The sequence below is a fragment of the Microbacterium sp. NPDC091662 genome (assembly GCF_044756705.1).
Taxonomy (GTDB): domain Bacteria; phylum Actinomycetota; class Actinomycetes; order Actinomycetales; family Microbacteriaceae; genus Microbacterium.
On sequence record NZ_JBIVTM010000001.1, the window covers coordinates 1861671 to 1873576 of the forward strand.

Annotated in this window: 10 protein-coding genes; 6 read left to right on the top strand and 4 right to left on the bottom strand. The window is 70.7% G+C overall.

Annotated elements, in window-relative coordinates:
• Positions 1-22: 22 nt before the first annotated feature.
• Entirely contained in the window at positions 23-1753 is a 1731-nt protein-coding gene (locus tag ACIQLD_RS09130) for a cation:proton antiporter (RefSeq protein ID WP_402607565.1), read from the bottom strand.
• Positions 1754-1806: 53 nt separating this feature from the next.
• Between ACIQLD_RS09130 and ACIQLD_RS09135 the strand changes: the two genes are divergently transcribed.
• Both ACIQLD_RS09135 and ACIQLD_RS09140 read left to right on the top strand, forming a co-directional pair.
• A complete protein-coding gene (locus ACIQLD_RS09135) occupies positions 1807-2853 on the top strand; it encodes an LLM class flavin-dependent oxidoreductase (protein ID WP_402607568.1) in 1047 nt (348 codons plus the stop codon).
• A gap of 125 nt (positions 2854-2978) precedes the next feature.
• Positions 2979-3188, top strand: a complete 210-nt coding sequence (locus ACIQLD_RS09140) for a hypothetical protein (RefSeq protein ID WP_017829430.1) — start codon at positions 2979-2981, stop codon at positions 3186-3188.
• Positions 3189-3272: 84 nt separating this feature from the next.
• On the opposite strand, the gene pheA is transcribed toward ACIQLD_RS09140, so the two are convergent.
• Entirely contained in the window at positions 3273-4223 is a 951-nt protein-coding gene (pheA, locus tag ACIQLD_RS09145) for a prephenate dehydratase (RefSeq protein ID WP_402607573.1), read from the bottom strand.
• A 79-nt stretch (positions 4224-4302) separates the two neighbouring features.
• Between pheA and pgm the strand changes: the two genes are divergently transcribed.
• Entirely contained in the window at positions 4303-5946 is a 1644-nt protein-coding gene (gene pgm / locus ACIQLD_RS09150; protein ID WP_402607576.1) for a phosphoglucomutase (alpha-D-glucose-1,6-bisphosphate-dependent), read from the top strand.
• 93 nt (positions 5947-6039) lie between these two features.
• On the opposite strand, the gene ACIQLD_RS09155 is transcribed toward pgm, so the two are convergent.
• Positions 6040-7176 carry a glycerate kinase gene (locus tag ACIQLD_RS09155; RefSeq protein WP_402607578.1) on the bottom strand — a complete coding sequence of 379 codons (1137 nt, stop codon included), beginning with the start codon at positions 7174-7176 and terminating at the stop codon, positions 6040-6042.
• A gap of 156 nt (positions 7177-7332) precedes the next feature.
• Positions 7333-8289: a LacI family DNA-binding transcriptional regulator gene (locus ACIQLD_RS09160; RefSeq protein WP_402608508.1), complete on the bottom strand. Its 957-nt coding sequence runs from the start codon at positions 8287-8289 to the stop codon at positions 7333-7335.
• A gap of 191 nt (positions 8290-8480) precedes the next feature.
• Here ACIQLD_RS09160 and galT point away from each other — a divergent pair, with 191 nt between their 5' ends.
• Genes galT through galE form a run of 3 tightly spaced genes read left to right on the top strand, consistent with a single transcriptional unit; the run spans position 8481 to position 11903 of the window.
• Positions 8481-9683, top strand: coding sequence for a galactose-1-phosphate uridylyltransferase (gene galT / locus ACIQLD_RS09165; RefSeq protein ID WP_402607581.1), 1203 nt, complete (start codon positions 8481-8483; stop codon positions 9681-9683).
• Positions 9680-10873 carry a galactokinase gene (gene galK / locus ACIQLD_RS09170; protein WP_402607584.1) on the top strand — a complete coding sequence of 398 codons (1194 nt, stop codon included), beginning with the start codon at positions 9680-9682 and terminating at the stop codon, positions 10871-10873. Before galT ends, galK begins: the two co-directional genes overlap by 4 nt.
• A 49-nt stretch (positions 10874-10922) precedes the next feature.
• Complete coding sequence (galE, locus tag ACIQLD_RS09175) at positions 10923-11903, top strand: UDP-glucose 4-epimerase GalE (protein ID WP_402607587.1); 981 nt, start codon at positions 10923-10925, stop codon at positions 11901-11903.
• Positions 11904-11906 lie beyond the last annotated feature (3 nt).

Genomic DNA, 11906 nt, shown 5'->3' on the forward strand with positions numbered 1-11906 from the left:
GAGGCGCTCTGGCGTTCGGGGGTCAGGCGCGGCTCTGCTGACGGGTGGCGCCCCGCGTATCCAGCGCCAGCTCCTCGGCGTCCATCGCGGCGATCAACTCGCGCATCACCTCTTCGTCGAGGTTGCCCGCATCGCGCTCGGCGAGGAGGATGTCGCGGCGCACCTGCAGCCAGCCGCGGGACAGGGCGACGAGGTCTTCGTACGACGGTCGGCTCGCGGCTTCTTCGACCTTCTGCGCCTCGTCCGTATCCTTCTCGACCCGGGTCATGCGCTTGGTGAAGGCGTCGAACACGCTGAGGTCGACCTCGCCGTACTTGGTCTCCCACTCGAGCCGCTTCTCGGCGAGGAACTTCTTGCCGGCCTCACGGCTCTTCGCGCGCACCTCGGCGAGCGCCGCCTCATCCTCCTCCTCGTCCACATCGCTGGCGATGCCGAGGCTGCGGATGAGCAGCGGCAGTGTCAGCCCCTGCAGCAGCAGCGTGCCGACCGTGACGATGAACGCCACCACGACGATCGCGTGCGAGGCCTCGGTGTCGAGGGTCGCGAGGTCGGCGGCCGCCACCGCGATCGCCAGGGTCACGACCCCGCGCATGCCCGCCCAGGAGATGACGGCGCTGTCCTTCCAGGTGAGCTTGAGTCCGGCCATCCGATCGCGCACGATCTGACTGCGCAGCTCGTCGGCGGTGTAGTTGCCCCAGCGTCGCGACTTCTGCTGCCTCTTCTCGAACGCGCCGGACTCGACGCCGCGATCCCAGCGCTCGAGCTTGCGGCGGTCCTGGAAGTTCGCCCACGCACTGGTCGGATAGATGTAGAGCGGCCGCACGATGACGACCACGAGAAGCACCGCTCCGGAGAGCAGCAGGATCTGCACGACCGACTCGCTGCCCAGGTCGCTGAGCACGCGCGGGAACTGCAGCCCGATGTACGCGAACACGAAACTCTCCAGCAGCAGGTCGGCCGACAGCCACAGCGGCTTCTCCTGCTGGCGGGTGGTGTAGTCGGTGCGCGGCGAGTTGTAGCCGACGTAGAGCCCCATCGCCACGACGGCGAGGACGCCCGATCCGAGCAGATGTTCGGCGATCGCGTAGGCCCCGAACGGGGCGAGGAGACCGAACGTGCCGATCACGACCGGATCGCTGATGCGCATGCGCAGCTGGTGCAAGACGATCCCGAACACGAGCCCGACGGCCACACCGACACCGACCGCCACCAGGAACTGCCAGATGCCGTTCCAGACGGTCAGTGTCGCGCCGGCGAGGATCGCCGCGAACACCCGATACAGGGTGAGCGAGGTCGCATCGTTGATGAGGCTCTCACCGGAGAGCACGGTCATGATGCGTCGGGGCAGGCCGAGTCGACGACCGATCGCGGCGGCGGACACCGCGTCCGGCGGAGCCACGATCGCGCCCAGGAGCAGCGCGCCCGGAAGCGTGAGGGACGGCAGGATCCACCATGCGACGAAGCCGACGGCCAGGGCGGTGATGAGCACGAGCCAGATCCCGAGCCGACGGATCTGCGGCAGGCTGCGCTTGAATCCGACGAACGAGACATCGAGTGCGGCCGAGTACAGCAGCGGCGGCAGCACGAGACTCAGCAGAACGTGCCCGTCGATGTCCAGGTCGGGCACGAAGGGCAGGAAGGATGCGGCGAGCGCCACGATCGTCACCAGCAGCGGGGCCGGCCACCCTCGCCAGCGTGCGAACGCGGCGATGGCGACGGACCCGACGAGGACGTAGAAGATGCCTGCTTCCATGCCCCAACGGTAGCGGGGGAATGGAGCCACGCAGGCGCGCGTTGTGGTTGAGGATGTCCGATACAGCTCTCTCCGTCCTCGACCTCGTTCCGGTCCGCACCGGCCAGACCAGTGCAGAGGCCATCGCCGCCTCGCTCACCCTCGCGGAGGTCGCCGACCGTCTCGGCTATCGCCGCTACTGGTTCGCCGAGCACCACAACATGCCCTCGGTGGCATCCACCACTCCCCCGGTGCTGATCGCCGCCGCGGCCACCCGTACCTCGCGCCTGCGTCTCGGCTCGGGCGGAGTGATGCTGCCCAACCACGCGCCTCTCATCGCCGCCGAGCAGTTCGCCGCCCTCGAGGCCATCGCGCCCGGACGCATCGACCTGGGCCTCGGCCGTGCTCCAGGCAGCGACCCGGTGATCACGCAGCTGCTACGCGGTTCCGGCACCACGAGCGATGTCGAGCAGTTCCCCCGTCATGTGCAGGACATCGCCGCGCTCTTGTCTGCGGATGGCGCCGCACTGCGCTTCACCTCCGGCGGCGAGTACACGGTGCGCGCGACGCCGGCCGCGACCGGTTCCCCCGAAGTGTGGCTGCTCGGGTCGAGCGACTACTCCGCGCAGCTCGCCGCCTCGCACGGGCTCCCCTACGTCTTCGCGAACCACTTCTCCGGGCAGGGCCTCGAGCGCGCGCTCGACCTCTACCGCACCGGCTACCGCCCGAGCGAGGAGCACCCCGAGCCGCGCACGTTCCTCACCGTCAACGCGGTCGCCGCGCCCACGCAGGAGGAGGCGGAGGCCCGTGCGCTCCCGCAGCTGCGGATGATGGCACGCCTGCGTCTCAACCAGCCCCTCGCGGCGCTCGAGACTGTGGAGCAGGCAGCCTCCGCCGTGACGGATGCCGCGACCGACGAGGTCGTGCAGGCCGCGCGTTCGCGCTGGTTCGTCGGCACGGGTGAGACCGTCGCAGCCGAGGTCCGCGCGTTCGCCGAACGATACGGTGTCGACGAGGTCATGCTCTCCCCCGTCGCCGGTGCGTACGACGCCGAGCCGAAGGACGCCCCGACCGGTCGCGCGCAGACCCTGGAGCTCATCGCCGCTGCGCTCCACGGCTGATGTCGAGCGCCTGTCAACCCCTGGCTTTCCCGGCGGCACAGGCGTAGCGTCACGAACAGTGCCGACGACAGGGGCGCGGCCCCTTCGGCGAACGCACTGTCGGCAGCAGCAGAAGGAGTTCGACGATGAGCACGACCAAGACTCTCGCCCTCTGGGTCGCCTACGGACGCAACGGCGTCGTCGGCAGCATCCGGCACGACGAAGACGGCTACACGGTCACGATGGTCGGATCGGATGCGGCGACGGGCACCTACCCGAGCCTCGCCTCGGCGAAGGGCGCCTTGCACTCCCACATGGCTCCGGGCAGCGACTGGCCGCGCTTCCAAGAGCACTGAACCACCGCACTGAACCACCGCACTGAACCACCGCACTGAACCACGGCATCCGCCCGGTCGCGCTGGGCGGCGGGGCGGATGCCGTCAGGCTTCGGGTTCGCCGGAGAGGATGCCGCGCAGCCAGTCGCGCGCCTCGACGAACACGTCGTCGGAGTAGCGGTCGGGGTACTGCACGATCTGCCGGTCCGCCCGCGGGTACGACCCGAGGAAGACCACGCGAGGGCTGAACCGGCGGATGCCCAGCAGCGCGTCGGCCATGCGCTCGTGCTCGATGTGCCCATCGGCGTCGATCACGAACCGGTAGCGGCCGAGCTCATCGCCGATCGGCCGCGACTCGATGAGCGACAGGTTGATGCCGCGGGTCGAGAACTGCTCGAGCATCTCGAGGAGCGAACCAGGGTGGTCGTGCGGGAGCTCGACGATCAGCGAGGTCTTGTCGGCACCGGTCGGCTCGGGCGACCGGGTCGTGCGGGTGACCAGCACGAAGCGGGTGACGGCCTGCGCGTTGTCGCCGATGCCGTCAGCCAGCACGTCGACGTCGTAGTGGTTCACGATGCCGGGGGCCGCGATGGCCGCCTGTGCGGGCAGCGTGCCGTCGAGGACGCCGATCGCGGAGGCGACGTTGCTCGACGCGGGGACGTGCGAGTGCGACGGCAGGTGCGCGCCGAGCCAGCCATGGCACTGGGCGTAGGCGACCGGATGCGCCGCGATCACCTCGACCTGGTCCAGCGTCGTGCCCCGGGGAGCGACGAGCACGAAGTTCACCCGCACCAGGTACTCGCCGATGATGCGGAGCCCTGGGAGCGTGGCCAGGGCGTCCTGCGTGGTGGAGACACCGCCCTCGATCGAGTTCTCGATCGCGATCATCGCGGCGTCGCTCCGGCCCTCGAGCACGTCGGCCAGAGCCTCGCCCACGTTGTGCACGGGGCGCCAGTTCTGGCCGCGAGCCTCGGCCACCTGGTCGAGCGCCGCCTCCGTGAAGGTTCCGGCAGGGCCGAGATAGCTGTAGGTGCGGCGTTCAGTCACGGGTTTCACCTTAGCCCTCGGCGGGCAGAGCGCTCTTCCGGGTGACTTCTCGGATGCGGTCCCGCCGATCAGGGGGCAGACTGAGGGGATGACCAGCCGTGCCGGCCTCCCCGCGGAGGAAAGTGACCTGATCGACGTCGACGAACTGATCGCCGCCTACTACGACCGCACGCCGAACCCCGAGGTTCCCGCCGAACGCGTCGTGTTCGGCACCAGCGGTCATCGCGGTTCCTCGCTGTCGAACAGTTTCAACGAGAACCACATCCTCGCCACGACGCAGGCGATCGTGGACTACCGCGACGCGCAGGGCATCACCGGCCCGCTCTTCCTCGGTCGCGACACGCACGCGCTGTCGCTGCCAGCCGAGCGCAGCGCGATCGAGGTGCTGCTCGCGAACGGCATCGATGTGCGGGTCGACTCCCGCGACTCGTGGGTGCCCACTCCGGCGCTCAGCCACGCGATCCTCACCTACAACCGCGGCAAGGCGGCCGACGACCCGAGTCGCGCGGACGGCATCGTCGTCACCCCCTCGCACAACCCTCCGCGCGACGGTGGCTTCAAGTACAACCCGCCGCACGGCGGACCCGCCGACACCGACGCCACGGGCTGGATCGCCGACCGCGCGAACGCCCTCATCGCCGCCGGACTCGACGGCGTGAAGCTCGAGCGCTTCGCCGACATCGACTGGGATGCCCTCACCGGCTACGACTTCCGCGACGCCTACGTGCGCGATCTTCCGTCTATCATCGACATCGACGCCATCCGCAGCGCCGGGGTCAGCATCGGCGCCGATCCGCTGGGCGGAGCATCCGTCGAGTACTGGGCGCTCATCGCCGAGATGCACGACCTCGACCTCACCGTCGTCAACCCCGAGGTCGATCCGACGTGGCGCTTCATGACGCTGGACTGGGACGAGAAGATCCGGATGGATCCGTCTTCGCCGTCGGCCATGGCATCCCTGGTCGCGAAGAAGGGCTCCTACGACGTGCTCACCGGGAACGACGCCGACGCCGACCGGCACGGCATCGTGACCCCGGATGCCGGACTGATGAACCCGAACCACTACCTCGCGGTCGCCATCGACTACCTGTTCTCGCACCGTGAAAGTTGGCCGCGCGACGCCGCGATCGGCAAGACGCTCGTGTCATCGATGATCATCGACCGCGTCGCCGAGTCGCTCGGGCGGCACCTGCTGGAGGTGCCGGTCGGATTCAAGTGGTTCGTCCCCGGGCTGCTCGACGGTTCGGTCGCGTTCGGCGGCGAGGAATCGGCCGGTGCATCGTTCCTCCGCAAGGACGGCTCGGTCTGGTCGACCGACAAGGACGGAATCCTGCTGTGCCTGCTGGCCGCCGAGATCATCGCCGTCACCGGCAAGACCCCCTCGGAGCGGTATCGCGAGCTGGAGACCGCTTTCGGCGCCTCCGCCTACCAGCGCGTGGACGCACCGGCGACACCGGAACAGAAGGCCACCCTCGGCAAGCTCGCGCCCGAGACCGTGACGGCCACCACGCTCGCCGGCGAAGACATCACGGCGAAGCTCTCGCACGCACCCGGCAACGGCGCGGCGATCGGGGGGCTCAAGGTGCAGACCGAGCACGCCTGGTTCGCCGCCCGCCCGTCGGGCACCGAAGACGTCTACAAGCTCTACGCCGAGAGCCTGCGCGGCCCTGAGCACCTCGCCGAGGTGCAGGCCGAGGCCCGCGCCGTGGTCTCCGCCGCGCTGGGCGGCTGAACGAGCTCTGACCGACGGTGGGAGGGCCGCCGGTCGGAGGACCGGCGGTCGGAGGACCGGCGGTCGGAGGACCGACGGTCGGGGGACCGACGGTCAGGACACGGCACGGGACTGCGCGGCACGAGACTGCCACGCACCCGCCAGCACCGCACCGGCCGCCCGCAGCCAGCGCGCGGGTTCGGCGAGCGCCGCATCTGCCGCCCCGGCGAGATCGGTGAGGGATGCGGCGGCCGCGAACAACGACGCGTCGGCATCCGCGGTGATCCGACCGGCGGCGAGCATCGCGTCGGCACCCGCGTCTGCGGCGAGCGCGGCGAGGAACGACGGCACCTTGCCGTCGCCGGACTGCCCGTCGTAGGAACCCTCGCCCGTGATGACCACGTCGGCGTCGGCGATCGCGCCGGCGAGGCCGATGAGTTCGGCCACCTCGGCGGCGCCGGGGGCGAGCACACCTCCCCAAGCCACGAGTGCGGCGCCCGTGCCTCCTGCTGCCCCGTTTCCCTCGCCCGCAGCATCGATGCCGAGCAGCTCGGCGAGGCGATCGAGGCCGGCATCGACGACAGCGATGTCCTCTGCCGAGCGCAGCCCCTTCTGCGGACCGAACACCGCGGCGGCACCGCGTGGGCCGGTGAGCGGATTGGTGACGTCGGTGAGCACGCGCACCTCGGGTGCCGGACGCAGCGCGCTCCGATCGACTGATGCGATGGCGTCGAGCCCGCGCGCACCCCGGGGGACCGGCGCACCGGCGGCATCGAGGAAGCGCGCCCCGAGGGCTGCGAGCATCCCGGTGCCGCCGTCGGTGGACGCGCTGGAGCCGATGCCGACGACCAGACGCGAGACGCCGTGGTCGAGGGCGGCTGCCAGCGCCTGCCCGAGGCCGGTCGTATCGGCATCCCAGGGGCGCAGCTCGTGCAGCAGCTCGATGCCGGAGGTCGAACCGAGGTCGACGACGGCCGTGCCCGCCGGGGCGTCGTCCGTCGGCGGAAGCCGCAACCAGAAGGTGTCGATCCGCACCCCGGCAGGCCCGTCGACCGTCAACGGCATCCGCTCGGCACCCGGAACCGCCGCCTCGAACGCGGCCACCGTTCCCTCGCCGCCGTCCGCCATCGGCCGATGCACGAACTCGGCGGTGGGGTCGATGCTCGCCCAGCCGTCGGCGAGGGCCGTCGCGGCATCCGCCGCCGTGATCGTTCCCTTGAAGCTGTCGGGCGCCAGCACGACCCGGGTCACTGCGCGATTCCCGGGGTGACGGCGTGCACGACGAATGCGAGCGGACAGCGCGGGCGCTCCGCAGACGATGCGGGCTGTGTCATGCCCAGAGCCTACTTCTCACGGCGTGCCCACACGGTTCGTCGAGTCGAAACGTGACGTGATGCCGTCGGCGCCTCAGCGCGACGCCGTGCTCGCACGTTCGACGAGGACGGTCGGGACGACGGAGGCCTCGCCCCGCTCGGGAGCCCCTTCGATCGCGTCCACCAGAGCCGAGACCGCACGCTGCGCGAGGGCGGCGAAGTCCTGTCGGATCGTGGTCAGCGGCGGGCGGTAGTTCGCCGCGTCCGGCACATCATCGAAACCGATGACGCCGACGTCTTCCGGCACCCGACGGCCGGATTCGGACAGAGCCCGCAGCAGCCCGAGCGCCATCTGATCGTTGGCGCAGAAGACGGCGGATGCCGCGCGCAGCGCCGGACCCGCCGCATACCCCGAGTCGGCGCCCCAGTCGCCGCGGACGACGGCGGGCGGACGGATACCGGCAGTGAGGAGCGTCTCCCGCCATCCGCGTTCCCGCTCGGCCGCCGCGAAGGAGTCGGCTGGGCCGGCGAGGTGATGGACGGCGCCGTTCCCCAGGGCGAGAAGCAGACGCGTGGCAGCGGCTGCACCGCCCGCGTGGTCGCTGTGGACGGACGTGACCCCGTCCTCGCGCGGAGCGTCGACGACCACGAGCCGCAGCCCGGTCGGCCGCTGCGCGTCGGAGATCAGGGCGGATGCTTCGTTCAGGACGATCGCACCGTCGACCTCCTGCTCCGCGAGCCGATCGAATGCCTCCGCGACACCCCGGGTCGCGGTCACGAGAGTCACCGCGTACCCCCGTTCCGCGGCGGCTTCGGCCGTGGCCTGCAGCATTCGTGAGTTGCCGACCGTGGCCAGGGTGGTGACGACGAGTCCGATCGTCTGCGAGCGTCCGGTGCGCAGGGCCCGGGCCGCGCGGTGGGGCCGGTAGCCGAGCTCGGCCATCGCCCGCTCGACGCGGGCACGGGTGTCGGGGTCGACGCGCGGGCTGGCGTTGACGACGCGCGAGACGGTCTGCCCCGAGACACCGGCACGAGAGGCGACCATGGCCATCGACACCCGTCCGGACGACACGCGCTGCCGCTCGGCCTTCACTCCCTCGGCACGGTCGTGTCCGCTGTGCCCCACCCGCATCCTCCATCCACTGAGTCGGTCGTGTCTGCCGGTACGACCTCTTGCCGGAGTCACCGGTGCACAACTCCGTCATGTTGACGTTATCACGGCGTTGTGCGTACCATGTTGACGTGAACACGGATGATCTTCCTGAGTTGCGCACCGAGACGCTCGGCGCCGGCGTCGTCAGACGCGCCACCACCCTCGCCGACGGCCGCGACCTCATCTACTACGACGACCCTGGCACCGCGCTCGGCGCCGATCGAGCCGTCGACGCGCGCGTCCTCGACCCCCGTCCGGAGACCGCGACGATGCGTCTCGACGTGCTCACCGGTGACTGGATCACGGTCGCCGCGAACCGGCAGAACCGCGTGATGATGCCCGGCGCCGACGCCGACCCCCTGGCCCCGCAGACACCGGGCAATCCGTCCGAGGTGCCCTCGCGCTACGACGTCGCCGTGTTCGAGAACCGCTCGCCCGCGTTCGGGCCCGCCCTGGCTGCAGCGACGGGCACCGCACCCCAGGCGTCGAACGCTCCGCGCGGGCTCGACGATCTCGCCGCCCTGGGCCTCGGCCGCACGCGCACCTCCGTCGGACGCTGCGAGGTCGTCTGCTTCAGCCCCGAGCACGCCGGATCCTTCGGCACGCAGACCGTCACCCGCGCCCGCACCGTGATCGAGGCATGGGCCGACCGCACGGCTGTGCTCTCGCAGCTGCCCGGAATCGAGCAGATCTTCCCGTTCGAGAACCGCGGCGAGGCGATCGGTGTGACCCTGCCGCACCCGCACGGGCAGATCTACGCCTACCCGTATGTGACCCCGCGCACCACGCGCGTGCTGGAGTCGATCGACCGAACGGCGCCGGACCTGTTCCAGCGCATCCTCGAGTCCGAGCAGGCGTCGGAGCGCGTCGTGTTCCGCGGCGAGCACTGGACGGCCTTCGTGCCGTTCGCCGCGCGCTGGCCGCTCGAAGTGCACCTGATGCCGCACCGCCACGTGCCCGACTTCGCCGAGACCACCGAGGCCGAGCGCGACGAGCTCGCCCCGTTGTATCTGCAGCTGCTGCGCGGCGTCGACGCCCTCTACGACTCCCCGACCCCGTACATCGCGGCCTGGCATCAGGCACCCGTGCACGTCGGTCGCGACACCGTGCGACTGCACCTGCAGCTGACGAGCCCGCGCCGTGCTGCCGACAAGCTGAAGTTCCTCGCCGGCTCCGAGGCCGCGATGTGGGCGTGGGCAGCCGAAGTGCCGCCGGAGGTCGGGGCCGCCCGCCTTCGCGAAGCGATCGAACGCGCATCGCACAACCGGACCGTCCCCGGAGCGACCGCATGAACGCCGCACACGACGACGCCAGCGCCCTCTTCACCCGGCTCACCGGCCGCGAACCGGATGGACTCTGGTCGGCGCCTGGACGCGTGAACCTCATCGGGGAGCACACCGACTACAACGACGGGTTCGTGCTGCCTTTCGCGATCCCGCAGCGCACGGTCGCCGCAGTCGGCCGGCGCGACGACGACCGCGGCCGCGTGCTGGTCGGCTCCACATTCGCCGACGAGCCGGTCGAGGTCCGCCTCGACGAGCTCGACCGGCTCTTCCCCACCGCACCCGGGTCGCAACCGGCCGTCCCGGAGTGGGCCGCCTACCCGCTCGGGGTCGCCTGGGCGCTGCGCCAGGCCGCACCCGATCGCGGACCGTTCGGGGGGATCGACATCGCCATCGCCTCCGACGTGCCCGTGGGCGCGGGGCTCTCGTCCTCGGCCGCGATCGAGGGGGCGACGTCATCCGCGCTGAACGAGCTGTGGAAGACCGGGTTCGACGGCACGTCCCTCGCCCGCATCGGACGACGGGCCGAGAACGAAGCCGTCGGCGCTCCCACCGGGATCATGGACCAGATGGCGTCGATGCTCGGTCGGCCCGACACCGCGATCTTCCTCGACTGCCGGTCGCTGGAGACCCGGCTCGTGCCACTCGGGGTCGCCGAGGCGGGTCTCGCGATCCTCGTGATCGACACGCGGGTGAAGCACGCCCACTCCACGGGCGGCTATCGGGAACGACGCGCGTCGTGCGAGCTCGGCGCATCGATCATGGGCGTGCCTGCGCTGCGCGACGTCTCGGTCGGCGACCTGCCGCGTGCGCAGGAGCTGATGGACGACGTCACCTTCCGTCGCGTGCGCCACATCGTCACCGAGAACCAGCGCGTGCTCGACACGGTGCAGGTGCTGCGCGAACAGGGCGTACGAGCCATCGGCGACCTCCTGGTCGCCTCGCACGCATCGATGCGCGACGACTTCGAGATCTCGACCCCCGAGCTCGACGCCGCGGTCGAAACCGCGCTGGCCGCCGGTGCCCTGGGCGCCCGGATGACCGGTGGCGGATTCGGCGGGGCTGCCATCGCACTGGTCGAGCAGGATGCCGTCGCGTCGGTGTCGGATGCCGTGACCGCGGCCTTCGCAGCGTCGCGGTTCGCGACGCCCTTGCTGTTCACGGTCACCCCGTCCGCCGGCCCCCGCCGCGACGCCTGACAGAATGATCCATCGGGCCGCGACGACTCCGCGGCAGGAGAGGAAGACAATGTCCTGGATCGTCACCGGAGGCGCCGGCTACATCGGCGCCCACGTCGTGCGCGCCCTCGCTGATGCCGGACTCACCCCGGTCGTGCTCGATGACCTGTCCAGCGGAGTCGCGGCGTTCGTGCCCGAGGGCGTGACGTTCGTGCAGGGCAGCATCCTCGACCGCGAGCTCGTCGAGAAGACGCTGCGCGACCACGAGGCCGAAGGCGTGATCCACGTCGCCGGTTTCAAGTACGCCGGAGTCTCGGTGCAACGCCCCCTGCACACCTACGCGCAGAACGTCGAGGGCACACGGGTGATCCTCGAGGCGATGGAGGCCGCAGGGGTCTCGAACATCGTGTTCTCCTCCTCCGCCGCGGTGTTCGGCACTCCTGACGTCGCGCTCGTCGTCGAGGACACCGCCAAGAAGCCGGCCAGCCCCTACGGGGAGTCGAAGCTCATCGGAGAATGGCTGCTGCGCGATCAGGCGATCGCGACAGCGGACTCCGAACGGCCGCTGCGTCACACCTCCCTGCGCTACTTCAACGTGGTGGGCTCCGCCGACCCGACGGTCTACGACGTCAGCCCGCACAACCTCTTCCCGATCGTGTTCGAGGCGCTGCTGGCGGGCACGACCCCCCGCATCAACGGCGACGACTACGACACCGAAGACGGGACGAACGTGCGCGACTACGTGCACGTCGGCGACATCGCGGCCGCCCACGCCGCCGCGGCCCTGCGCCTGTCCGGAGGACGCCCGATCGAATCCGCGTACAACCTCGGCTCGGGTGACGGACTCAGCGTGAAGCAGATCATGGATGCCGTCGCGCGCGTGACCGGCATCGACTTCACACCAGAGATCGGGCCACGGCGCCCCGGAGACCCCGACCGCATCGTGGCGACGGGAGAGCTCGCGGCACGCGACCTCGACTGGACCATGCGGTACTCGGTCGACGAGATGGTGCGCACGGGGTGGGAAGCACGGCGGGCCGCTCGACCCTAGCGG